This is a genomic window from Colwellia sp. 1_MG-2023, assembly GCF_030546755.1.
In the GTDB taxonomy this organism is placed as follows: domain Bacteria; phylum Pseudomonadota; class Gammaproteobacteria; order Enterobacterales; family Alteromonadaceae; genus Thalassotalea_H.
Genome location: NZ_JAUOPE010000014.1, coordinates 1 through 24,643 on the forward strand (window position 1 = coordinate 1; position 24,643 = coordinate 24,643).

Annotated in this window: 20 protein-coding genes, 1 tRNA gene and 1 pseudogene; 14 read left to right on the plus strand and 8 right to left on the minus strand. The window is 35.4% G+C overall.

Annotated elements, in window-relative coordinates; all coding sequences use genetic code 11:
* The first annotated feature begins 528 nt into the window (after positions 1–528).
* Together nadA and Q4493_RS14670 are read left to right on the plus strand one after the other, a co-directional pair.
* Complete coding sequence (gene nadA, locus Q4493_RS14665) at positions 529–1,569, plus strand: quinolinate synthase NadA (protein ID WP_303454144.1); 1,041 nt, start codon at positions 529–531, stop codon at positions 1,567–1,569.
* A 274-nt stretch (positions 1,570–1,843) separates the two neighbouring features.
* Positions 1,844–1,931: transfer RNA gene (locus tag Q4493_RS14670), tRNA-Ser, on the plus strand.
* Positions 1,932–2,195: 264 nt separating this feature from the next.
* On the opposite strand, the gene Q4493_RS14675 is transcribed toward Q4493_RS14670, so the two are convergent.
* Complete coding sequence (locus Q4493_RS14675) at positions 2,196–2,867, minus strand: hypothetical protein (RefSeq protein WP_303454147.1); 672 nt, start codon at positions 2,865–2,867, stop codon at positions 2,196–2,198.
* A 251-nt stretch (positions 2,868–3,118) separates the two neighbouring features.
* Between Q4493_RS14675 and Q4493_RS14680 the strand changes: the two genes are divergently transcribed.
* The 5 genes and pseudogenes from Q4493_RS14680 to Q4493_RS14700 form a co-directional block, all read left to right on the plus strand.
* The gene (locus Q4493_RS14680) at positions 3,119–3,451 is read left to right on the plus strand and encodes a hypothetical protein (RefSeq protein WP_303454149.1); all 333 of its coding nucleotides are present in this window, start codon (positions 3,119–3,121) and stop codon (positions 3,449–3,451) included.
* A gap of 72 nt (positions 3,452–3,523) precedes the next feature.
* Positions 3,524–4,588: a type 1 glutamine amidotransferase domain-containing protein gene (locus tag Q4493_RS14685; RefSeq protein WP_303454150.1), complete on the plus strand. Its 1,065-nt coding sequence runs from the start codon at positions 3,524–3,526 to the stop codon at positions 4,586–4,588.
* Positions 4,589–4,592: 4 nt separating this feature from the next.
* Complete coding sequence (locus Q4493_RS14690; protein WP_303454152.1) at positions 4,593–5,834, plus strand: aspartyl protease family protein; 1,242 nt, start codon at positions 4,593–4,595, stop codon at positions 5,832–5,834.
* Positions 5,835–5,963: 129 nt separating this feature from the next.
* Positions 5,964–6,680 carry a response regulator transcription factor gene (locus tag Q4493_RS14695; protein ID WP_303454153.1) on the plus strand — a complete coding sequence of 239 codons (717 nt, stop codon included), beginning with the start codon at positions 5,964–5,966 and terminating at the stop codon, positions 6,678–6,680.
* A gap of 113 nt (positions 6,681–6,793) precedes the next feature.
* Positions 6,794–7,454, plus strand: a pseudogene (locus Q4493_RS14700) (helix-turn-helix domain-containing protein); the annotation flags it as partial.
* A 178-nt stretch (positions 7,455–7,632) separates the two neighbouring features.
* On the opposite strand, the gene ccoG reads toward Q4493_RS14700, so the two are convergent.
* A complete protein-coding gene (gene ccoG, locus Q4493_RS14705; protein WP_303454156.1) occupies positions 7,633–9,006 on the minus strand; it encodes a cytochrome c oxidase accessory protein CcoG in 1,374 nt (457 codons plus the stop codon).
* Between the two features lie 109 nt (positions 9,007–9,115).
* On the opposite strand from ccoG, the gene Q4493_RS14710 reads away from it, so the two are divergent.
* Positions 9,116–10,528 (plus strand): PLP-dependent aminotransferase family protein, encoded by a 1,413-nt coding sequence (locus Q4493_RS14710; RefSeq protein ID WP_303454159.1) that lies wholly within the window; start codon positions 9,116–9,118, stop codon positions 10,526–10,528.
* A 182-nt stretch (positions 10,529–10,710) separates the two neighbouring features.
* On the opposite strand, the gene Q4493_RS14715 is transcribed toward Q4493_RS14710, so the two are convergent.
* Complete coding sequence (locus Q4493_RS14715; protein ID WP_303454161.1) at positions 10,711–11,436, minus strand: hypothetical protein; 726 nt, start codon at positions 11,434–11,436, stop codon at positions 10,711–10,713.
* 453 nt (positions 11,437–11,889) lie between these two features.
* On the opposite strand from Q4493_RS14715, the gene Q4493_RS14720 reads away from it, so the two are divergent.
* From Q4493_RS14720 to Q4493_RS14735, 4 genes are read left to right on the plus strand one after another with little or no spacing between them, the layout of a single operon-like run.
* The gene (locus Q4493_RS14720) at positions 11,890–12,771 is read left to right on the plus strand and encodes an SDR family oxidoreductase (RefSeq protein ID WP_303454163.1); all 882 of its coding nucleotides are present in this window, start codon (positions 11,890–11,892) and stop codon (positions 12,769–12,771) included.
* A complete protein-coding gene (locus tag Q4493_RS14725; protein ID WP_303454165.1) occupies positions 12,768–14,270 on the plus strand; it encodes a methyl-accepting chemotaxis protein in 1,503 nt (500 codons plus the stop codon). Before Q4493_RS14720 ends, Q4493_RS14725 begins: the two co-directional genes overlap by 4 nt.
* Entirely contained in the window at positions 14,267–14,803 is a 537-nt protein-coding gene (locus Q4493_RS14730; RefSeq protein ID WP_303454168.1) for a DUF6436 domain-containing protein, read from the plus strand. Before Q4493_RS14725 ends, Q4493_RS14730 begins: the two co-directional genes overlap by 4 nt.
* A 17-nt stretch (positions 14,804–14,820) precedes the next feature.
* Positions 14,821–17,001, plus strand: coding sequence for an EAL domain-containing protein (locus Q4493_RS14735; protein ID WP_303454170.1), 2,181 nt, complete (start codon positions 14,821–14,823; stop codon positions 16,999–17,001).
* A 525-nt stretch (positions 17,002–17,526) separates the two neighbouring features.
* Here Q4493_RS14735 and Q4493_RS14740 read toward each other — a convergent pair.
* From Q4493_RS14740 to Q4493_RS14750, 3 genes are all read right to left on the minus strand, one after another.
* On the minus strand, positions 17,527–19,002 hold the full coding sequence (locus tag Q4493_RS14740) for a S41 family peptidase (protein ID WP_303454172.1): 1,476 nt from the start codon (positions 19,000–19,002) through the stop codon (positions 17,527–17,529).
* A 41-nt stretch (positions 19,003–19,043) separates the two neighbouring features.
* Entirely contained in the window at positions 19,044–19,442 is a 399-nt protein-coding gene (locus Q4493_RS14745; RefSeq protein ID WP_303454174.1) for a hypothetical protein, read from the minus strand.
* Positions 19,443–19,629: 187 nt separating this feature from the next.
* Positions 19,630–19,770 (minus strand): hypothetical protein, encoded by a 141-nt coding sequence (locus Q4493_RS14750; protein ID WP_303454176.1) that lies wholly within the window; start codon positions 19,768–19,770, stop codon positions 19,630–19,632.
* A gap of 535 nt (positions 19,771–20,305) precedes the next feature.
* Between Q4493_RS14750 and Q4493_RS14755 the strand changes: the two genes are divergently transcribed.
* Entirely contained in the window at positions 20,306–20,953 is a 648-nt protein-coding gene (locus tag Q4493_RS14755; RefSeq protein ID WP_303454178.1) for a hypothetical protein, read from the plus strand.
* 14 nt (positions 20,954–20,967) lie between these two features.
* Here the strand turns inward: Q4493_RS14755 and Q4493_RS14760 are convergent, their stop codons facing one another.
* On the minus strand, positions 20,968–22,188 hold the full coding sequence (locus Q4493_RS14760) for a HAMP domain-containing sensor histidine kinase (protein WP_303454180.1): 1,221 nt from the start codon (positions 22,186–22,188) through the stop codon (positions 20,968–20,970).
* Entirely contained in the window at positions 22,181–22,870 is a 690-nt protein-coding gene (locus Q4493_RS14765) for a response regulator transcription factor (protein WP_303454182.1), read from the minus strand. Before Q4493_RS14765 ends, Q4493_RS14760 begins: the two co-directional genes overlap by 8 nt.
* Positions 22,871–23,330: 460 nt before the next feature.
* Between Q4493_RS14765 and Q4493_RS14770 the strand changes: the two genes are divergently transcribed.
* The gene (locus Q4493_RS14770; protein WP_303454185.1) at positions 23,331–24,512 is read left to right on the plus strand and encodes a serine hydrolase; all 1,182 of its coding nucleotides are present in this window, start codon (positions 23,331–23,333) and stop codon (positions 24,510–24,512) included.
* The last annotated feature ends 131 nt before the right edge of the window (positions 24,513–24,643 follow it).

Sequence of the window (24,643 nt, forward strand, 5' to 3'; positions counted from 1 at the left end):
AAATGAAGTGTCGAAGGTTCACAAAATTGTCGGGAACAATTTTGCACGCGCTTGCGCGACCCGCAGGGTAGAGTACAGGATGTACGACATAAATCCTTCACGACCGACCACTTTCTCAGACACCTAAATTTAAGTTTAATAACTTAGAATGAAAAGCCAAGGCTTTTAACGCTATACCCAAATGAAGTGTCGAAGGTTCAAATCCTTCACGACCGACCACTTTCTCAGACACCTAAATTTCAGTTTAATAACTTAGAATGAAAAGCCAAGGCTTTTAACGCTATATCAAAATGAAGTGTCGAAGGTTCACAAAATTGTCGGGAACAATTTTGCACGCGCTTGCGCGACCCGCAGGGTAGAGTACAGGATGTACGACATAAATCCTTCACGACCGACCACTTTTTAGTTCTTATTTTCTATTCTATATTAATATCAATTTTGACTTTACCTTGCTATTTGTAGGTACACATTTGCCCGTTATTCACGTATAATTCCCGCGATTTTTCTTGGAGTTTAACAGAGTAAATAATGGCGCAAAGCAATTTAGCGGTAGAATTCGAATTCACTTTCCCAGCAAAGCCTGCTCGTCTTACTGAAGATGAACAAGCACAATACAAAGCACGCATTAAACAATTACTCATTGAAAAAAATGCTGTTTTGATTGCTCATTATTATACTGATCCCATCATTCAAGCATTAGCAGAAGAAACTGGTGGCTGTGTTGCCGATTCTTTAGAAATGGCACGCTTTGGTAATCAACATCCAGCACAAACTTTAATTATTGCTGGTGTTAAATTTATGGGCGAAACAGCCAAAGTTTTAACGCCGGAAAAAACGGTAGTAATGCCAACCTTAGAAGCGACTTGTTCATTAGATTTAGGTTGCCCGATAAAAGAATTTAGCGAGTTTTGTGATCAACACCCTGATCGTACTGTGGTGGTTTATGCCAATACATCTACCGCTGTAAAAGCGAGAGCTGATTGGATTGTTACGTCTTCATGTGCCCTTGAAATTGTTGAACACTTAGAAGAGCAAGGCGAGAAGATCCTTTGGGGACCAGACCGTCATTTAGGCAACTACATACAGAAGCAAACAGGTGCCGACATGATCATGTGGCAAGGGGCCTGTATTGTTCATGACGAATTTAAAACCAAAGCGCTAGAAGACATGAAAGCTCTGCATCCAGATGCTGCTATCTTAGTACATCCTGAATCACCTGCTGAAATAATTGAATTAGCTGATTCGGTTGGTTCAACCAGTCAATTAATTAAAGCCGCACAAGAGTTACCGAATAAAAAATTTATCGTGGCAACTGATCGTGGCATATTTTACAAAATGCAGCAGTTATGTCCTGATAAAGAGTTTTTCGAAGCGCCTACGGCTGGTGAAGGAGCAACATGTCGCAGCTGTGCACATTGTCCTTGGATGGCGATGAATGGCTTAAAAGCGATTGAGGAAGCGCTTATTGACGCAAAAGGCAAAGAAGTGTTTGTTGATATGTCTTTACGTGAAGGTGCACTTAGATCGACAAATCGCATGTTAGAATTTTCAGCAAGTCTACGTAAATAACAAATCTTTCTGAAAACGTTTAAATCTTAGGCAATTAAAAGACTTAGCTTTAGTTTTTATTGCTAAATCACTGAGTATTGCCTAACATAGCGCAGCTTGTTAACGCTAAGCAATAAACGTGATAATTAACACGCTAACATAATGAAAGGTTTTATAAAGGTGACCTTGACTGTTGAGAGCGAGTGGCTTCCAAGGTGAATATCACGCCTAGCGTGCTCAGCCAACTAACTTAAGTGAGAAGAACACTAAAAAACTCTTCAAAATAATTAATATAGGTGACGTGTCCGAGTGGCTGAAGGAGCACGCCTGGAAAGTGTGTAAAGGGCAACCTTTCGAGAGTTCGAATCTCTCCGTCACCGCCATTATTTTAATATAATCAATAGTTTGCAGGTTTTTTCGAGTCTAAACAACATCTATCCACACAATACCCAACTACTGTCCAATAGCCTATCTGAAGAGTACTCATGTTAGTAATTATAATGTTTATTTATTCTGACATTAATTCAACTTGTGTTCTTGATTAAAAGATCTTATCAATTAAATGCATTTTCTGGCATTCGTATTAGCATGGTAAATACATATTTACCTATTGAAAAATAAAGTATGTCACCTTTATTTATGTAACATTACCTAAATGAACGCTTTGATGATAAAAGTTGGATGCCAACGAGCATAAACCATGTCGCAATAGCTGCAACATAATATAAGGCATAGGGTTGTAGAGAAGGGTGGAGAATAAGAATACCAACGACCCCTATACATATACCCAAAATGGGGAGATATACGTTTTTTTTCTTAGCTCGAAATAGCAGATAATTTACTAAAATTAGCCACACATCTAAGCTCCATTCTGTGTATGTTCGTAAACGAATGAGTACTGAATAAATTTGTGTAGTTAACTCATTTCGTTTTGTAGCTTCTCCATAATACTGCGAAAGCAAAAAGACATTTGATAGTATTTCTATACTGCAAATAATGAATAAGTAACTTGCTGATAAATAGGCAACAAGAGACGTCAGGATAGTTAATATACTTGGTAGGCTACTATGCGGTTGTAACAATGCATGGTTTACGAATAATACACTAAGGCCAACAACACCGTAAACGGTGAAATACCAAAGATATAGTAAGTTGCCATATTCATCAATAACTTTAAGCCGTCCTGCAGGTAGTTGATTTAGATCTGGTGCAATATAGATGAGAGTATATAGTCCGATGATATAACATACTGAGCAAATGATTGCGGCAACTGCACCCATTTTACGAAGTGTGGGGTTATTGTTAGATACTAAATACATGATCTTTATATCCAGCCTCTAATGCTTGCCTGCATTGAAGGTGTCACTATATTCATGAATATATTAATTATTACGTCGATGATTTAACTCGTTAATGAACGTGGACTGCTATAAAAGATATAAACTATAAGTATATATAAGCCTTTGTTTATTGATATGCAAAAAAGGCTAAAATTTGAAATAAATTGTTTATTTCTTTAAAAAAGAGTTAATTTTATTCACTCATGGTGATAAAAAAGCAGGATGTCAAAGTGTCTATTAACTTTGACAGCGTAGTTGGTTGGCTAAATATCGAACAGTCAGTGTTTGATTTGCATGATGAGATAATAGGAATCGCTGTAAACCTCACTGCGGGAGTAGATTCGTGTATTGGTATTGAATGCTCAATTATTGCTCCTTATATAATACATATTACTGGAAATACTGTACTTCATAGTGAAAACACAATTAACATTTCTCCTGGTAATAATCAGATCACTATACAAACAATGTACCTTCTGGCATTAAGCTATCATATAAACCTGAAAGCCTTTATCAGCAATACCTTGTTGTTCTATCTATCCCACCTGAACTTATATCAATAAAGAAGTAGTTACAATTTACCTTAATTTGACCATGTGAATGTTAAATTCCTTTTAATCAAAGGAGATAAAAACATGATAAAAAAAATTACTTATAGCTTCTTAGTTTTAATCATATCTATAGCTATTATTATTGGCTGGATTATTAGCTTACTAGGAGATGAACTTTCAATAGATCATTCAAGGCAAAAGGCAAATCAAATTGATTACATTTCACAGGGTGTAACAGAGTCAAGAGGTAAGATTCTTGCCATCGTAACAAGCACTAATACTATGGATAGTAATAAAAAAGAAATTGGATATGAATTAACTGAATTATCAAGAGCTTACTATGTTTTTCTAGCTAACGGTTTTAGTGTTGATGTTGCAAGCCCCCAAGGTGGAGAGGCTCCAATGATAAGGGATGACGATGATATGGGAGCTTTTGATTATGCATTTTTAAATGATTCAAAAGCTATGTCAAAAGTAAAAAAAACATTAAAAATTGATGATATTAAATTAGATCAATATTCAGGTGTGTACTTTGTTGGTGGGAAGGGAACAATGTTTGACTTCCCTGAAAATAAACTCATACAACGAATTGTTAGACATTTTTGGGATCAAAATAAAACTATTTCAGCAGTGTGTCATGGCCCAGCGGCTTTAGTGAATGTAAAGTTAGATAATGGAGAATACTTAGTAAAAAATAAAAAAATTGCATCGTTTACCAATGAAGAAGAATTGTTCTTTATCCCGAATGCTGCGGACATTTTTCCATTTTTATTACAATCGAAACTTCAAGAGCAGGGAGCTAATTTTGTAAAAGGAGCAAGATATTTAAATAATGTTGTTGTAGACAATAAATTAATAACCGGTCAAAACCCATGGTCTGTGTGGGATTTAGCGGAAGAAACTATTAAAGCCTTAGGGTATGAACCTGTAGAGCGCCAACCTACAGCAGAAGAAAATAGCGTCCGTATTTTAAATACATACACCAATCAAGGTTATAGTGTTGCAAAAGCTCAACTTTTAGAAATATCGCACACTTTCAAACAAGAAATTAGTAAAACAACAATAGCAACACATGCCTTGGTTGAGCTGATATCTTTTGAGTTCATTCGAACCGTTCAGCTATTAGCTTTACTGAATATATTAGGGTAAAAACATGAAATATTATATAGCTATTATTTGTGTGCTTTTGATTACAGTCACATCATTAAATGGATGCTCGGTAGCCAATGTATTGCGAATGATGAGAGCCAATAACGATTTAGTTCCTAAGTGGCCTTCAAATAAAAAGCAGCAGATATTAGACGCTTTTTATATTGGAGAAAAACCTTATATTAAAGTTAAAGCAAATGACAATACCGAGTTATTATTTTTAATTGATACCGGAGCTTCATTTTCTATGGTGTTTGATACTGAAATAGGAAAAAGTGTAGCTAACAAAAAAGGTTTCGATTTATCCATTCAGGGCTGGGGTGACGGTGAAAACACACCAGCATACCAGACAGAGTTGAACTCATTAGATATTGGTGAAGTTACTTTTAATAACGTAAAGGTTGCCTATATTCCTATTTCCACAAGTCAATATTATTTGAATGATAAAGAAGCCATATTTGATGGTGTATTAGGCCATGATTTAATGAAACACTTTAGTTGGATCTTTGATAAAAAAGTGTCGAAGATCACAATATCATCAGAAGGATACAAGCCAAAATCAACAGACTCTGTTGTTCCTTTTGATGTGAGTTTTTCAAAGTTAAGCATACCTGCAATAGTTAAGTTCAATGAAACTGAATTTGTAGAAAAAAAAGTGATCATCGATACAGGTAGTCGTCATTACCTTAAGCTTAGTTCTGCATACCCTAGAAATAACGACATCACTTTACCTGAAACAAAAGTTAGGGCAGCTGATTTTGGTATGAGTGGTGTGGCGCTTCATGAAAGAATAACGCTTCCAAATATCCAAATTGGTGATGCTATCTTCACAAATGTTAAAACTAACTTGATAAAAAGTGATGATGAAGATGATTGGTGGGTTATTGGTAGTGCTCTTATGAACCAATATGTAACGATTATTGATTATCATAATAATAACTTTGTTATTCAAGAGGACAAAGAAAAAACCTATGCAACTAAGTTTAACTTAGCAGGTCTTGATATAAGAAAGCTTACTAACGGTAACTTATTTGTGAGGTATGTATATCCAGATCTTCCTGCAAAAGCTAGTGGCTTAAAACAAGGTGATGAAATCGAATCAATTAATGGAATTGACGCAAACTTTTTATCTGAAGAAGACTGGCTGACAATGGCTTCAAAGCCAGCTGCATTTAATATTTGCAAACTTAAATCTGATTGTAAAAAGTTTAAAACGAAGCACATTCAAGGCTACTCTGATTTTTAATAACACAAGTTCTGAGAAGTTAATATTGAATTACACTTTTTGTTAATTTTCTTAATCGAGCTATAAATTAAAAGGTTATTTTGTAATTAACCTATTGGCTCAGTTGATTGCGACTATTTAATATAACTTATGAAAACAATATATTTAGTTGATGGTGATGTAAAATTATGTCACCAAATTAAACGGTTTTTAGAACCTTACAGGTATCAAGTTATTATGTGTCATGATGGCTCTTTGGCTGTTGATGAAATTCTCAAAAGACAGCCGGATATTGTGATCCTTGATTTAATACTTCCAAAAGTTGATGGTTTTGACGTTGGTCGTAAGTTAAGTGGTAAGTTCCAAGGAAAACTACTGGTACTCACCACTAGTTGTGATGACATGGACCATGTTGCAGGAATTGAAATGGGGGCTGATGATTTCTATACGAAGCCCATTCACCCTCGTGTATTACTTGCTCGAATTAGAATGCTGTTGAGAAGAGCTAATAATGTGTCGAATAAGTTTAACCTAACAGATTTTAACTTAATGAAGTTTGGCGACCTTGAATTAAATTTTTCCTCGAGAAACGTTAAGTTAGCCGGCATGGATGTTCCACTAACAACAAGTGAGTACGACCTTTTAAATTATTTTGCCCAGAACGTAAATAAAGTGATTTCTAGAGACAACTTACTAAACACTATCAGAGGTATAGATTACGATGGATTAGATAGATCAATTGATATCAAAATAGGTACGTTGAGAAAAAAGCTTGGTGACAACGGTAAAAGCCCGAAAGGCATTATTACTATAAGAAATAAAGGATATATGTTTGTTGGTGATGCTTGGGAAAATGCATTGCAATAGCGTGATTTGTAATAGTTCAGATTAGATCTTATACATCATCTTGAAAATTTGAGAGTTACCCGTTTTTATTAAAAGTGTCGAATCTTTAATTTAAACAAAAAGAGGTAACTTTCATGTTACATACTCACAATCAATTAATTATTAAACACAAAGTAGGCTTGATTAATCTAGTCGAAGAATTAGGAAACGTTTCTAATGCATGCAAAGTTATGGGCTTATCGCAAGACATGTTTTACCGTTATCAAGAGCTTGTAGATGATGGTGGTATTGATGCCCTTATCAATAAAGATCGAAGAACACCCAATATAAAAAACCGAGTTGACAAAGCAACTGAAAAAACAGAGATGGAGTATGCTGTCGATCAACCAGCCCACGGTCAAACAAAACAAGTAACGAACTGCGTAAGCAAGGCGGCTTTGTCTAGGGTAGTGGTGTCCGCTTAATCTGGCTTCGCCATGACTTAGAAAATTTCAAGAAGCGACTTAAAGTCCTTGAAAAAAAGTAGCCAAAGATGACATTATTCTAGCCAATGCTCAAGTTTCTGCACTTGAAAAGAAAAAGCATGATGATGAATCTTGTGGCGAAATAGAAACAGCTCCCCCTGATTATCTTGGTTCACAATATACGTTTTATGTTGGTAACTTCATAGGTGTTGGTCGGTTTTACCAATAAACCTTCGTTGACACCTGCAGCAAAATGGCCTTTACAAAACTCTATACTACCAAAACGCCGATCACAGTTGCAGATATGTTGAATGATAAACTCTTGCCGTACTCCTCTAGAAACATAAATTGATGGTAAACCGAATTAGGCTGAAAAGAATTTAGATCAAATCTAAGCTGACAAAACACCGTTAAACACCGGGTAACTGTCAGATCAGGCCTGAGCTACTACAAAAAATTCCATATGAGTTACTTTTCAGTGTAATTAGACATTGATCAAGTTAAGCCTCTTACCACCCTCGCTCACCACTATAAAAGGAGTTGTGTTTGACTATCTGGCTTTTTGAGCTTTCATCTACTATTTCAAAACTGATATCATTTTTTTTATCGATTAACGGGTTATCAACCGATACGACAATAGAGATTGTTCTCAATTCGTGTGGAAACACCTCAACTTGAGATGCTCCGATAATTTTTGCACTGTCTAGTCCAGCTAATTCAATTTTATATTGTTTGCTTTGGCTCGACTTATTTCTAATTTTAATGATAAATGAGTTTTCTATTTTACCCTCTTGATTGACACGATAAAGTGCTTGTCGATCACGGATAATATTAACTTCAAAGTCTTGCCAAGTTTGCCCCCATACAATTATTGCCATTAGAGTTATGGCAATAAAACTCCCATAGCCAGCATGTCGCTTCCAGCCATTGAACGGTGTTTGTTCACTGGTAAAGGCAATAAGCCCTTTCTGGTAATTAAATTTTTCCATGATCATATCACAGGCATCAACACACAAAGCACAATTGATGCATTCATACTGTAAACCATTTCGTATATCTATGCCGACAGGACAAACTTGCACGCATAAATTGCAGTTTACGCAATCTCCCATGTCCTCACGTTTTTCTTGTAAGCGCTTTCTTCTACCACGGTTTTCACCACGTTGCTGATCGTAGCTGACTAACTTGGTAGATTTATCAAACATTGCCGATTGAAAACGGGCATACGGACACATGTGCTGGCACATCTTTTCTCTGATCCAACCGGCGTTTATATAAGTACATACTGCAAAAAACAGTACCCAAGAAACAGTAAGTGACGATGATTGCATGGTAAAAAATGGCATATAAAGCTGTTCGACCGGAACAAAATAAGAAATAAACACTAATGCGGTGAGCAGTGAAATTGCTGCCCAAATTAAGTGTTTTACCGACTTTTTGACTAACTTTTTGGCCGTAAATGGCTGGGAATCAAGCGATTTACTATGACTATGGCTACCTTCAATTCTTCGTTCTACCCAATTAAATATAAGCATCCACACGGTTTGCGGGCAGGTAAAACCACACCAAACACGACCGAAAAGCTTGGTGATATAAAATAATAGAAATGCAGAAAACACGAAGATAAAACAAACAATTAATAAATCTTGTGGAAACAGAGTCAGTGCAAAAAAATGGAACTGTTGCTGCTGAAGATCGAAATATACCGCCTGCGAGCTGTTATATTTAATAAAAGGAACTAGCGCAAAAATAGCCATTAAGAAAAAATTCAAACTCCGCCGAATACGCTGAAATAATCCTTTTTGCTCTCGAATATAAATTTTATCGTTACTCGCGAGAGTTTTATAAATAAGATTTTCTTTTGATAAATATGACGAATCCACAGGGCTGCTCCGATAAAGTGTTCACGGAGACAAGTTTAAATTGATAATCTGTGTTTTATAGATACAATAAAATAAATTAATATAGGTACAGATAGATTGTGATTAACGTATGCAACAATTTAAATACCAGCAGCTTGCCAAAACGTTAAAATCTCAGATTGATGAAAACAACTGGCAAATAAACGAGAAACTTCCTTCAATTCGTGTACTGGCGAACAACTTTAATGTGTCAAAGATTTCCGTACAAAAAGCGCTGTACGTTTTAGAAGCGATGGATCTTATCTATGTAAAGCCAAAATCTGGCTATTACGTGGCAGCCCGTAAAAATATTCAACACATTAATCCGGAAATTCAAGGTATTAGCAAGCCAACCAAGGTTGATTTGCCGGAGGTGTTTTACGATATTATGGAACGGGGCGCCGCCTTTGATATAGCCCCACAACATTTAAATAACTCCCAGACACCAAGTCATTTATTATTGCTCAACAGACACATTAATCGAGCATTAAGGCAAACGGTGCACGAAAATTCGCTGTATTATTCCGCGCCATCTGGAAGCCTGGCGTTGCGCCATCAAATTAGCAAACATTATCGAAAACGACGCGTCGATATTTCGGCAGATGACATTTGTATTACTTCGGGTTGCCAAAACAGTATATTTTTGGCGCTAACAACGATCTGTCAGGCTGGCGATATCGTGGCGATTGAGAGTCCGGCTTTTTATGGTGTATTGCAATTATTACAACAACTTAAATTAAAAGTTGTCGAGTTACCTAGCAGCTATACCCAAGGGGTAACGGCAGAGGCACTAAGAGCAGCTAGTAAACAGTGGCATATTAAAGCATGCGTGATAACAGCAAATTTTTCCACGCCAACAGGAGCACTGATTCCCTCATTAGAAAAACAAGCGATTGTCACTGTTGCGAATGAAGAAAATATCACTTTAATTGAAGATGATATTTATGGTGATTTAAGCTTTCATTCAAATGTTGAACCGCTTAAACGATATGACATGCAAGACAATGTCATTCTATGTAGCTCATTTTCAAAATCATTATCGCGCGACCTTCGTATTGGCTGGATAGTGACCAATAAACACTATAAAAAAATTGCCCAGATGAAATTGGTCTATCAATTGTCTAGCAGTCAGGCTATCCAACATGGACTCACTTCGTTTTTAGCAGAAGGACATTTTGAACGCCATCTTTATCAATATCGTAGAACCCTAGTAAAACAACGAGATCAATTAATTAAAGAAGTCACCAACCATTGGAACATACCAGTAAAATTTACTGTTCCCGAAGGCGGGCTGGCTATTTGGATGGAGTTACCCAAGGGGGTAGATACCTTTTCACTTTATAATAAGGCGATAGCTGAGGGTATAGTAATAACGCCGGGCCGACTATTTACTTCGGCTGATAAATTCTCTAATTACTTTCGGTTAAGTTTTGCGCACCCAACGCAGGGGCACAGATTAAAAGCATTAATCAGGCTCGCCGAATTAAGTAAGGAAAGCTACTAAAAAGAAAAAGCTAATTTTTTAATGCTACAATTTAACCTGTTGAAAGTCCGCCACTGGCTATGATATTAACTAATACAAGAAACACATAAATTTAATCTTTCTCTACTTTTAAATGTGAATTCATAGCTAACTCTACATCATATTCTTAAAATAAATAACTCGGCGCTGTCAGCATTGATTAGTTAATTATCATTCATGTTAGGCAAAAGAGCTGGTCGCTGGCCTTCTGAGTGAGGTGCAAAACTTGGATTACCCATATTATCTATGACTTTATAACTTAAAGGCGAGGTTGCGAATTTCCAAGATGCATATCGGCCCATTTTACTCAGGTACTCAATCTCTCTTATTGAGTCCTCTTTTGCCTGATTAATAAAATCAGATGGAGATCCTTTTGTTATTCTTGGTTTTAATGTGTGTAAATTTTTATGATTTATACCCGTAGCTTTTTCATAATCATTAACGCTTTTTGCTAGGGCGTATTTTCTTCCTATTTTTGTCGTTTCTCTAATGAGTTCTTCATTTTCTTTAACCCATTGCTGCATTTTGACTTTATTACGGTGTATTTCATCTGTTGAAACGTTAGAACCCGGCGCATAGGCAGATTTTTTAGTTGATATTTTTACAAAACCTGCAGTATCTATTTTTACATTTAAGGAGTTTGTCTTATCCATTTTTTTTAGCTCTGCAATATATGTCTCAGCCACACTTAAAAACTTATTATAGTTTGAGATTTCATTTTCAATTACTGTTTTTGAATCTTCAACTATTTCTTTAAAAGCTCTATGACTAATACCAATCCAAGGATTTATCTGTTCACCAAATTTTGCCAGTAACTCAGGGGTTGCCATTGAAATACTATTGTTACCAAACTCTACTTCAGTAAATTCTGTAGATTTATTCTCAGACATTAAAAATTTAGACTCATCTACAATAAACTCTTCTCATTGAAACTCATTTTTCTTTATTTCAGAATCATTGTTATCTTTTACTTTTTGTTGTTGTGTATTTAAGTATGTACTTTTGGTGTTTCCAATTAACATAACTTTCGCCTTTGAGTGTTATAAAAATTTTTCACCCCGCATATTTCAATTTTGAAATACCGGCTAATCAAAACTGTTTTAGGATGTTGGTTATTAATACTTATATCAATATTTTTTCATTGTAATCAAGCATTTATACAAACCCATACACGCATATACAAAATCATACATATACATGCAATCACCATACATACAAGGTCGACTAAATTCAGGATAATTAAGTCATATATTTCAATGTCGTTAAGAAGTTGAGGATTTGTAAAGAATGAAGCAACTAATGATTTTTAACTCAACAAATTTACTCTTCATAGGAAAGTAGCTGTGGAAAAAAGTAAAACAAATGTAACTGTAGTAGGTGCTACAGGCTATTTGGGTAAATACGTTGTTAGAGAATTAATTTCTCAAGGTTACAATACAACAGCATTGGTTAGGAGCTTTAATAAGATCAATGGCATTGAGTCGCTAAAGGTAAAAAAAGTAGATTTTCTGAATGTGGATACTTTAGCAGGAGTGTTAACTCAAACAGATGTACTTATTTCGTGTTTAGGAATAACCCGACAGCAAGACGGTTTCAGTTACATGAATGTAGATTATCAGGCCAATTTGAATGTGCTTGAAGAAGCAAAAAAAGCAGGAGTAAAAAAAGTCATTTATGTGTCCGTGTATAAGGGAGAGCATTTCAAAAAAACAGCATTATGTGCAGCAAAAGAAAAGTTTGTTCAAGAAGTTAAAAAATCAGGTTTGGAATATTGCATTGTTAGGCCGACAGGTTTTTTCTCTGATATGGCTGACTTTTTTGATATGGCTTTAAAGGGAAAGGTGTATCTCTTTGGCGATGGTGGTTGTTCTATCAACCCTATTCATGGCTCTGATTTAGCAAAAGAAATGATAGAGCTTATTTCATTAGAAAAGGACTTATTCCAAGAGCTTAATATAGGAGGCCCGGTTTCTTACACTCAGAAAGAGTTGGCTGAATTAGCGTTTAATGCTCTAAGAAAGCCAATAAAAATTGTATATATACCAAACTTTTTTAGGAGGCTTACTTTAATAGTTGGCAAGCTTTTCATACCTACAAAGATATTTGGTCCGATTGAATTCTTTCTATCTCTCATGTCTGCTGATATGAATGCACCTTTGTATGGGCAAAAGGAAATAACATCATATTTTGATAAGTTGGCAAAGAAAGCGGGAACATTTAAATGAGTAATATAGATGAAAATTACCCTTGGACCTATAAAGCAAATATCACGTTTAAGTGGGTTCTACTTGTTCAATTTGTTTATACCTTAGTACTCGCTTATGTTCAAAATGCATGGGATATGACTATAGCCTTAGGCGTGGTTATATTATTTTTGCCGTTAATCTATATCAAATATAAACCACATCACAAATTAACACGTCACACTATTGCTATAGCAATTATGTTGTTTACAGCATTGCATATTCATCAAGTGCAAGGGTTGACGGAAATACATTTTGAACTATTTGCTGTGATGGCCGTACTTAGTTACTACAGGGATTGGACTGTGTTCCTCAGTGCAGCACTAACTATCGCTTTACATCATGTAGGCTTTTTTATTCTTCAATTTTATGGGCAACCCGTTTATATTTTTGAGGAAGACCATGTCACTGTTTCCATTTTATTAATACATGCAGCATTCGCTGTTGTTGAAGCGACGGTTTTAGCATTTATTGCAAGACAGAGTTTTATTGAAGCATTTTCTTCATTTGAAATTACAAACACCATTAGTCAACTGCTTAAAGATGAAAATAAAATATATTTAAATATGAGAGCAAAGAATACATATAACGGCGAAGACGTTAAAAGTTTCAATTTATTATTAAGAATGTTTTCTGAAACATTAAATGAAGTGAATAGAATGGGGGAGGGCGTCAAGTGTATTTCTTCTCAGGTCGGCGAAATGTCTACTGAAGCAGAAAAACTGAAACAGCAAAGTAATCTTGAAGTTGAGCAGATTACTGTTTCAATTGAAGAAATGAGTGCTTCAATTACTGATGTTGCCTCAAGAGCTAATAATTCAGCTGAAATTTCCAGTGACGCCATTTTAAAATCTAACTCGGCTAAAGAAGGTATTGTAAGTACTAGTCTATTTATCGCTCGTCTGGATGAAAAGTTAGATTCAACAAACCAAGACTTACAAAAACTAAATGAAGATTGTAATTACATAACATCAATGATGAATTCAATTTCTGCTATTGCAGAACAAACCAATTTGTTAGCGCTAAATGCTGCAATAGAATCGGCTCGTGCCGGAGAGTATGGCCGAGGTTTTGCGATAGTGGCAGATGAAGTTAGACAGCTTGCCATGAAATCTAAATTGAACGCTGAAAAAATATCAACAACAACCTCCAACCTTGTTGAAAGTGCGAGTAGATCTGTCATACAAATGGTTGAGTGTTTAGAGTTGCTGGATGAAGTTAAAGATGTTTCAAATATCGCTTGTTCGTTAATAGATCGCGCAAGTGAGAGTATTCAAACTTTAAATGATAATGTGATATCTGTAGCAACAACAACAGAAGAGCAAGCGAATGTTAGCCAAATAATAAGTCAGTCAGCGTGTGAAATATATGAACTGTCAGCAAAAGAGATGCGGAATCTTGAAGGGGTAGTTTCACAAACGTCAGTGCTTACATCAAGTACTAATAAGCTCGATTTAGAATTAAATAAATTCGTTATATGAGTAAAGCTTTAGATAAAGTCTGGCTACTATTTTTTATGTGGTTAATTGCAGGTAGTACAGGCTTATATTACCTTAAATATGGCAAGTTACAGCTTTTTGATCCAGATGCAACCCTTGCCATAAATTCTTCACAAATTAAGTTTGATAGAAAAGTTGAAGATTACTTTAAGAAAAACTTTGCTGTAACGAACAATGCAGTTTTTCACATTCAAAGCAGTAAATGTGGCTGCAATACTGTTACTTCAAGGCATATTATTGAGCTAAATGAACTGTTTTTAAAAAATGAATCTGTAATTCAATACCTGTCAGTTGAAGATTTTCCTGATATCAATAAATTGATTCCTTCATCTCCATCAATTGTTATTTTTAACAGCCGTGGAGAACTTACCTATCTGGGACCATATTCGGCAGGTGCGTTTTGCTCTACAAGTAACAGTTTTGTAACTAGGTTTGCAAAAAAGAGTATTGAAGGTGCTTTTATGGGCGCATACGTAATACATGATGCGTATGGGTGCTACTGTTTAAATCATTAAAATAAAAATAAAATATTATGATATCTTTGCCAATAAATAACACTGCAACTGACTTTCCTTCTTTTTTTAATGCGCAACTTCCACACGAAATAAGTAATATAAATATAGTCGTTGTTGCCTTTTTTATAACTATGCTAGCTGCTAAAGCTTGCATAGACTCTTATTATTCAGTTATAAACTCTGAGCATGGTATTGTTAAAATAGTTCACTTATTTATCGCTGGGAGTTGTTTAGGAAGTGGCATTTGGTGCATGCACTTTTATGCAATGTTAGCGATGAAACTTCCAATACCCTATGATTTTGATTTAGCTATTACCTCCTATACTCTTTTTGCCGTTATTTTCAGCTCAATAATCTCATTACATCTATTATCTTCGGATAAATTCGCTTTTAGGCTTGTCTCCCCATTTGTTTTAAGTTTGGGAATTATAGTTATGCACTATTTTGGGATGGAAGCGATATTAATTCGCGCTAGAATTATTTATCAGTATGACTATTTTATTGCTTCCGTGATAGCGGCCTTATTGGCATCGTTTACTTTCTGTTTTTCATTATGTGTGTATTACTCGAAGAAAGGTAAAAGGAGCCAGCTTACAGCGATATTTATATGCATTACTGTCGCAACATCTGTTTTTATTACACATGAGTTAGGGATGTTGTCAGCCGTGTTTATTCCAGATAATAGTCTTGATAATGTTCAAAAAGAAGTATATTCACCCATATATTATGGTCTATTTATGGCATCTTCATTAATTATCTTTTTCTCATGTATAGCCATTTTTACCCAAAAACAACTAATCAGCCATAATCGTCAAATCACTAAAGCGAAAATTTTATTGAAAGAGCTAAGAAGTTCAAGAGCAGAATTGAAATCACTTGCTTATTATGACCCATTGACATCCCTTCCAAATAAAAGGTCTTTATTTCATTCTATTGATTATTGTATAAAAAATGCGGATAAAACAGATTCGAGTTTTTTCGTTTTATTCCTTGATATCGATAACTTTAAAATTATTAACGACACATTGGGGCATAGCGTCGGTGACGAATTACTCTCAATCATTGCTGGTAGGTTAAAATTATTTGCAGTACTAGAGTCTGATATAAGTCGGTTTGGCGGTGATGAGTTTGTGCTGCTTATTCATGATCCTATCAGCACACTATCACACACGATTGAGAAGATATTATTTTCTATTAAGCAGCCGATAATATTGTGTGGTTGTGCATACCGAACATCAACTAGTATTGGTGCCTGTATTTACCCACAAGATGGAAGTAATGTTGAAGAATTGCTTTTAAGTGCAGACTTAGCTTTGTTTCGGGCAAAAACTCAAGGAAAGAATCAGTTTTCTTTTTTTGATAAGTCATTAAAAGAAGAGCTTGAACATAAGGTTTTTTTAAAGGAGCACCTCGAAAAGGCAATAGATGAAGGTAAAGTTCAACTTTACTATCAACCTATTATTGATGCAAAAACGGGAATAATTGTAAAGCTAGAAGCTTTATGCCGATGGAATCTTAATGGTAGTTTCGTTTCCCCTGATACATTCATTAATATTGCAGAACAGTTCAATTTAATGAATAAATTGGGTCGTTATATTATCGAATTAGCAATTAAAGATTTCAGTATAATCTATGAAAGCTATAATCAAAATATTAGGATGGCGATTAATTTGTCACCCAATCAACTTACAGATGAAAACTTGGTTGTATTTATTAGTAGTATACTGACAAAATATAATTTACCAGGGGAACTCATCTCATTAGAAATAACCGAAAGTAGCATTGCAAGAAACATGGAACTTGCAATTTATCAACTAAATGAGCTTAAAAAGCTAGGCGTCAATGTGTCTATTGATGACTTTGGTACTGGCTACTCATCTTTGAGTCACTTGCAAAAATTGCCTATAGATACACTAAAAATAGATCGGTCTTTCATCACTCCTCTGCCTGATAGTCCTGATGCTTGCATAATTGTTGAAACAATTATGGTTTTAGCAAACAAACTAAAGTTAGAAGTAGTTGTTGAAGGAGTCGAGCATGAAAAGCAGTTTAACTTTTTTCATCCATATAAAGAGCTATTGATTCAGGGATATTACTTTTACAAACCTATGCCACTTAACGAGGTGATTTTGAAGACTAATATATTCAAATCAAATCCGTATATTGATAAGCCAAAACCTGCTCTTACGTTAAGTTAATATAAAATCATAAAATATGTTTGTAGTTTCTTATCAAGTGGTGTGAATATACTTAAAATCATAAAGATACTTGTCGAATAGTTAAATAACTTAGCCAGCATTGCTATTAAACATGGTCTAAAACAAATGTTTCTAACAACCCGCGTATACTTCTATTATCTTTGAATACAATGATTGCAGTATTTCACCATTAGAGTGCGAATGTGTACTTTCAACTTTATATCGACACTACACTTTAAGCTCGAAGAAAAAAGGCAGTTTGGGAATAGGGTTGTGTTTTGTATGAATAGTTATTGAGAAACATAATGGCAATAACTGTTAAATAGGCAGAGTTAGGCGGTGCTCGCTCTACCTTGTCATTCAACAATTATCAGTTTTAAAAAATTCTCAGGTATTAGTAAAGAGTTTTTGGCTGAAAATATGAGGAAGTTCAGTTAAAAATAGTTAAATTTATCACTACTGCGTTTTGTGTTACTACAATATGAACCTCACATTTAAAATGTTATTTTTATTAAATATAATGACTTAACGATTGGAAAGTAACTCAAAAGCAGCTTCTAGCATTAAATCCATTTGAGCTATTCGTTCTGATTGGACAAAAGCAGGGAGCTCTATATCAACACTTATTCCTTGCCCCTCTAGCCAAGTACCCTCGGATGTTAAATAGTATTCATTTGATAGACCAAACTTTAGACCTGATGGAAGCCTTTTTTCTAACACATCTGAAAATTCACCTTGGGTTGTTTCCCCCATCAAAGTGACATGCGGTAAATTTTTCATTGTCATAGTGAATACTTCAGCAGCACTTAACGTGCTGGCACTAGTCAATAAAACAATAGGGTTTACGTATTGAAAGTCGCCTCGCGGTGATATATGCACTTCTTGTAATGGTGTTCTTGCACTTCCTAAACGCGCTTGCTTTTGATAAGCGAATATTTCCTGATCTGTAAACCTGCTTGCAATCGCCAATGAAATAAAATCATGACCGCCAAAGTTGCGGCGAATATCAATAATTAACCCATTAGTGTATTGCAAATCATTTAGTGCCTCCTCAAGTGACGCTTCTAATACTGATAATTCCTGTTCATCATCATCTCCATTTGTAAACCCTGCCATGCCAGCTATTTGCAAATAACCAATGCCATCAAGTTGAAACCACATTAAATTTTCATTGCCACTAATAGTAATGTCTGATTCATTACGAGCATAGTTTACAATAATTTGATTTATCAGATCATTTTGTTCAATTATATAGTCAATCGCAGCCTGCTCTTGAGTTGAGTTTGTTATTTTATCAATTTCATTAAGCTCAAGAAATTCATTTAGAAATAAACTAGTATAATAAGGTTTGTTGGGATAGCTGATCTCTAATTCATCTCCTAAACCAGTATGACCATCCTTTAATGGTTTAATCATCTCAACTAAGGCTTGGATTAACGTTATCTCAGTAGGCTCTTGTGCTAATAATTGTTGAGCCGAAATATACATATCTTCCCAATCTAGTTGCTGTAACTCAATTGAAACAGATAGCTCTTTAAATGTTTGATAAAAATAAGAAAGATCTCGCTCATAGTTTTCACTATAATCGTTATTTCCCACCTGTGGCATAAACCCTTGTTCACAAGCTATTGGCACTGACAGCTCTTTGTTGTATATCATTCCAGGAGCGTAAATACCATTAGCACCGTATCCAAGCTTTTGCTCTAGTTCTGAATCGTTATTTTGCAGTGCTAAAGCTGCAGCTATCTCAACTTCCTCTAATTCATTTAGTACTTGATCAATGAAACAATAGTCATTTGTATAATCAAATAAAGTAATTTGGCTATCCTTTATTATTAAACCTTTGCCATAGGCAGGTGATATCCAAGTTCCTTGATACTTTTCTAGAATCGAATCACCTTGTATAGGAGCTCCTTGAGCATCTGAAGAACGAGACGAACCACCACAAGCGCTAAGAATTAGAGACAATGTCCCAATAACTAAATAATTTCTAATTTTCACAGTTTACCCTTTCTATTCAGTTGATTAATTACAAATAAGCTTTAGCTCATATTTTCGTTAGGACATGGAATGCTTGTTAACTGATATCCAGGTACAAGCCAATTGATTAAGATGATGTTTTCAGGGTTCACTTCCACACTAACGCAATAGCGCTGATTTGGTTTGATCTCTAACGGAAGTTCATTAGCTACATCCACCTTGCTTTTCACATTTAAGTCTATAAAACCAACTGGTACTTTAGTGGTCACTTGATCGCCAGTAGAAAGCGTATAGTAATATTTTCCGTTCCATCCGATATAGGTATCAGAAACACTGCCTTGCAACTGGTTTGTTCGATAAAAAGTTACTTGAGCAAATTGACCATTGGGTTCTTGTTGTTTAGTAATAGTTGTACAGCCACTAGCAAATAAAAACGTTAGTAGAAAAACTAGTTTTTTCATTTTGAATCCACACTAAAGATTAATTATGATTTGAGCAGTCGGTTTTAGTAATTAAAGGGTATGTGATCTAGGGTAAAATTGGGGTGAAATCAAAATGAGTGTTAGTTAATTTTTTCACAGGGGAATCCATTCACTGTGTTTGCGTTTGGTGATTATCTTGTATGCAAATCGTTGACTTCCACCAAACCTATTTCTGCTTTTTTACAAAGAAGTGCTTTGCCTTTTGATATAAATTCAGTTGCTCAGCAGTGATGACTTTAGCTGGCTTTTTCTGCCATGCGTAATAAGCACTGCGGCTGACTTTCATCACTTTGCAGGGGGTAGTCACAGGAAACACTGTAGGTAACTGCTTAATCGTTCTAAAGGTTACTTGGTTTCCATTAGCAGTAGGGTGCTTATAGGTTTAAGTAATCATCGCAAGGCTTTTTTAACCGTTGATTGTCACTTTTTAACTGTTTCACGAGTTATCTAATTCTTGAATACGTATTTGATCTGGTGTTATGCATTATGTTTGGAGGAATACCATGTTGTTCTTATCTGTACTGAGTCTCCCGACGTTGAATTGATGATATTCAAACATCTATTATGGCAGTTGCATCTTTATGCTAATAAAAGTGACTAAAAACTATTTCTACGCATTCACGTTTAAATTCGGTTGATAATTTTTTCTTTGGTATTTTGAACTCGATATTTAAACTAATAAAACCTCCAATGTACTAACTAGTTAAATTCTACCTTTACAACAGTTAAATATCTCGAAGAAATATAGTACGCTTATGAAAGTTTGTAGCAAGTTTTAGTGGCTTAGTTTTGAATACACGGTTTAATACTGAGTTCAGCTCAGGATATACAAAGGATAGGAGATGACAAAAGAACGCCAAGGTGCAATTGCTGCAATGGTTTGTGCTTTGTGCTTTATTATTGGCCTAGCAGTGGTTCTCCTTATTGTACCTGACTTTAATCAAAATGCTGAACAGCGTTTAGTTGTCTTTATGAAGCACAAGTTACTCATGCAAGTGTGGTATTTTGTTGTGTACGTTGTTTTCGGTGTTTCATTACTGGCTCTGAGTCGTTCGTTATTAGCACAGCGAACAGGTGAACATAGTTTTCTAGAACAAATGTCTTCGTTAGTTAGTTACTTATGGGCTTGCTACATTTTGGCATGTGGCTTAATTGCTATATTGTCGATTGAGTTTATATTTACCAATAATAGCAACGGAACTAACAATATTTCAGAGGCGTGGCGGCAAATTTATAATGTTCAGATGGGGCTTGGCGAGGGTGTTGAGTGGGTTGGAGCCATTTGGGTTATTTTCATGAATAGTTGTTTGCACTATCAAAATAGATTTCCAAAATCATTGATAATTATGGGCTTTATTATTGCGGCTATCGGAATGTTAACACTGTACCCTCCTTTAGCCGAAATAGGCGCGATCTTTGGTTTACTTCAAATATTTTGGTTTTTAGCGATAAGCATTTTGCTATTACGCAAGGATACTCAAAACATCTAAATTCGTTAGTCTGCTCAGTTATTTTCTATTAACGGTGTGAGTATAACCTTATATGAGTCAATGGATTGCTCTATTTCAATACCCCAGTTCATTTCTTCAGCAATACGTGTTACTAAGTATTGGCCATGGCCTAGTCCTTGATAATAAGGACGGGCTTTATCTTTGGTAATACTGTTTTCAAAAATTATGGCATTATCTTGTGAGTAGACAACCATGCTGCCGCCTGCGCCGTGATAAAAGCCGTTGTTGACTAAGTTTTGGCAAAGCAGGCTTATTAAGTAAGGGTTGCCAACAACTTCTAATTTTAAGCTGAGGTCAATATTTACATCGAAAACGAGCTGAGGATAACTGTTATAGATAGATAATATGGTCTTCTCTATGATAGGTAAAATAAGACAAGGCTCAAATATTAAATTCTCTTGTCTGGCGAGTGCTAGTAGTACTTCAACCGTTTGTTCTAATTCCTGAGATGCTTGCTGCAATATATCTGCTTGACTTTTGTCGATGGGTTTATGATTACTCAATGACAAGGTGTTTTTTATCAGTGTAATGGGCGTTCTTAATTCATGGCTAACATCGCGCGTGAAGTTTTGTTCCCGCTTAAGTACCTGTTCTAGTTCATTAAATGCTTCTTCAAAAGATCTCGATAAAGTGCCAATTTCGTCACTTCTGTTACGACCATAAAGCTCAGCGTGAGCAGATTGCTTCTTTTCAACGATGCTTTCAGTAAGTCTTTGTATAGGTAAAGATAAAAGCTTTGCCAAGTACCAAGAGCTAAGGAAGGTGAGCAAAATAACACCAGCAACTATGCTGTATAAAAACAACATCATATAATCGGTAACATTAGTCACGCTATCAAGGGTGTTTTTGTTGATGACGAGCCAAATTGGCATCAAAGGTGTGAGTTCATGTCTTAAAACTAAATATGGCTCAATATTTAGTAGCGCACCGTTATAATTTATAAGTGAACTCGCCTGGTCTGGCAGTATAGCAAGTAATTCTTCTTCATTTTGGTAGATCTTAATAATCGAACTATCAATGATTTTTATTTCACCGCTAATGATATGTGCTTGCTCGATTTTGACTGCTTCAGAGACCAGAATTTGATGAAAAGTATTTTCCTTCGTTTGCTCAACAAGTAGTAATGAAAATTGAATAAAAAACAAACAAACTACGGTTGATAGGACCGAAAATGCAATCAGGAGACGACTGTTTAGTTTTCTTAATTTAATCATCTAAACCCTTTAATTGATATCCGATATTACTGATAGTACATAAAATATTCCTCATACCGACTTCATCAAAGGACTTTCTGAGAGTATATATGTGAGATTTAAGTGCATTGCTTTCCGGTGGTTCGTCTCCCCACACTTGATCTATAATGTCAGAACGACTGACTGGGTAAGGATATTCGCTTGCTAACTTTTTCAATATAATAAAGCCAACTTTAGTCAGTTTTATTTTTTGATCATGCCAGGTTGCTTGATGAGCTCTGCTATCTATTGATAATTGGCCGCAATTAATGATGTGCTCTTCATGAAGTTGAGTGCGGCGAGATAAAGCATCACATCGTAAAGCAAGCTCCCTTAAGTCGAATGGTTTGGTAACGTAGTCATCAGCCCCTAAGTTAAAACCTTTGTGCTTATCTTCAAAAGAGTCTCTTGCTGTCAGCATTAAGATAGGAAGGTTTATGTTAGCCTCTTGTTTTATCGCTTTACAAACACTTAGGCCATCAATATCAGGTAGGTTTAAATCTAAGATTATGACATCGAAATTTAAACTTACCGCTAGTTCTATTCCCATTTTTCCAGTAGATGCATAATCAACAGTCCATCCATGACCTTCAAGGAAGCTAACAATTTGCTTCGCAATAGCTTGATTATCTTCAATTAATAAAGCGGTCATTTTGTTCTTCATGGATCATCCTTTCTTTTTAAGATTGAGGCCAATATAACCATTATGAGGTGATTTAACGGTGAAGAAGTATAAGTATTTACCATAAAGTTTTTTTTCTTCAAAATAAAGCAATTGCATACCATTTCGATTTTACTTTAGCCGATTGGTCCTTTCATCATTTAAAACATATTGCTAATTTGGGTCGAAAAATCGTTTAGGAATGGTCGTTTATCAAAAGCAGATTCGTTGAAGTTATCTAAGTATTTCTAAAGTTGAATGACAAATTTATCCGCGAGGTGGTATTCAATATTGTCGTTTACTTTTCTGCATTGAGTGTTCAATCTCTAAAAGTCATGTGATTTCACCTTTGTTTGACCTTTAACCTGAAATACTAGCCCCTAAATGTTGGCGAGAGCAAGTTAATCAAGTCTTAACTTCTCGTTTACGTGCTTTTTCATAAATAGATATAAAGGATTTTAACATGACGACTAATAACTTCTTAAAAATTAAATTATTGTTGCCGTTGGTGAGCGTTGCAATACTTTCAGCTTGTGGTGGTTCGGGATCAAGCTCAAATGCTAGCACTACTCCACAACCAACTCCTATAGTACAAGACTTTGATTACCAAAAGCTTCTTGATGAAGCTATCAACAGTGATGTACCGGGTATTATTTTATCAATTGATGGGCCTGAAACTACGTTTTTAGGGGCGGCTGGATTAGCGGATACAGAAACGCAGGAAAGTATGCAAACTTACCATGCTATGCCGGCTGGTAGTGCGGGTAAAAAAGCGACTGCGCTTTTAGTTGCGCTATTACATCAAGATAACCTGTTAGACATTGATAACACGATTGATACTTGGTTACCTGAATCATTAATCTCTCAAATTGAATACAGTGAACAAATGACGTTACGTCAACTGCTAAACCATACTTCAGGTGTTTACGATTACCTAGATGATCGCACTTCAGATGAGTGGTTTGAAACTGGCTTTACTGATGTTGAAACGCTCAAAACGGATGCTTATGCATTGCAGTTTGCGTTAAATCGTCCGGCATACTTCAAACCTGGAGAGGGGTTTAACTATTCGAATACGGGTTACTTATTAGCAGGTTTAATTTTAGATGAAGTACTTGGTGAACATCATCATATAGCAATGCGAAATCGTATCATTGAGCCACTAGGACTTAACGACACTTTCTATCTTGGTCATGAGAAAAGTTTAGGTGACATCATTTCTGGCTATGTAAATGATGACGGTGAAATTATTAATACTAAACCATTTTATGAAAACGTGGGGGTAGCAGATGCACCACTTGCAACGACAGTAACAGACTTATCTACGCTTATAAGAGCAATCATGACTGACGATACAATTGTAAATGACGACATTCGAGAATTATTGCTAGGTGAAGATAGCGTTAACTTAGTGGATGCAACGAGTCAGTTTTATGTTGGTTTAGGTATGTTTAAAAACATATCTGGCGATTTCACCTTATACCACCATGGTGGTGAAGAAGCAGGATATAAAACATCAAATATATATATTCAAGAAATAGACACGACAGTGACAACCTTCTTTAATTGCAATGGACATGTTGAATGTATGGAGCAAACCGATGAGTTGGTTCAAGTCGTATTAAATTCTCTACTTGAAGAATAAAGATATCGATAAACAAATTAGAATTTCGATTGGTAATTAGAATAGTGTTGGCAATTTCTGCCAAATAAATATGCCAAGGAAGGCGATTATGCGCTTGATACAGATACTCGTGACGAGAAAATGAAAATGAG

Coding starts and splice junctions, on each gene's coding strand:
- nadA (WP_303454144.1), top strand. CDS start 529: ATGGCGCAAAGCAATTTAGCGGTAGAATTCGAATTCACTTTCCCAGCA.
- Q4493_RS14675 (WP_303454147.1), bottom strand. CDS start 2,867: ATGTATTTAGTATCTAACAATAACCCCACACTTCGTAAAATGGGTGCA.
- Q4493_RS14685 (WP_303454150.1), top strand. CDS start 3,524: ATGATAAAAAAAATTACTTATAGCTTCTTAGTTTTAATCATATCTATA.
- Q4493_RS14690 (WP_303454152.1), top strand. CDS start 4,593: ATGAAATATTATATAGCTATTATTTGTGTGCTTTTGATTACAGTCACA.
- Q4493_RS14695 (WP_303454153.1), top strand. CDS start 5,964: ATGAAAACAATATATTTAGTTGATGGTGATGTAAAATTATGTCACCAA.
- Q4493_RS14710 (WP_303454159.1), top strand. CDS start 9,116: ATGCAACAATTTAAATACCAGCAGCTTGCCAAAACGTTAAAATCTCAG.
- Q4493_RS14715 (WP_303454161.1), bottom strand. CDS start 11,436: ATGTCTGAGAATAAATCTACAGAATTTACTGAAGTAGAGTTTGGTAAC.
- Q4493_RS14725 (WP_303454165.1), top strand. CDS start 12,768: ATGAGTAATATAGATGAAAATTACCCTTGGACCTATAAAGCAAATATC.
- Q4493_RS14730 (WP_303454168.1), top strand. CDS start 14,267: ATGAGTAAAGCTTTAGATAAAGTCTGGCTACTATTTTTTATGTGGTTA.
- Q4493_RS14735 (WP_303454170.1), top strand. CDS start 14,821: ATGATATCTTTGCCAATAAATAACACTGCAACTGACTTTCCTTCTTTT.
- Q4493_RS14745 (WP_303454174.1), bottom strand. CDS start 19,442: ATGAAAAAACTAGTTTTTCTACTAACGTTTTTATTTGCTAGTGGCTGT.
- Q4493_RS14755 (WP_303454178.1), top strand. CDS start 20,306: ATGACAAAAGAACGCCAAGGTGCAATTGCTGCAATGGTTTGTGCTTTG.
- Q4493_RS14760 (WP_303454180.1), bottom strand. CDS start 22,188: ATGATTAAATTAAGAAAACTAAACAGTCGTCTCCTGATTGCATTTTCG.
- Q4493_RS14765 (WP_303454182.1), bottom strand. CDS start 22,870: ATGAAGAACAAAATGACCGCTTTATTAATTGAAGATAATCAAGCTATT.
- Q4493_RS14770 (WP_303454185.1), top strand. CDS start 23,331: ATGACGACTAATAACTTCTTAAAAATTAAATTATTGTTGCCGTTGGTG.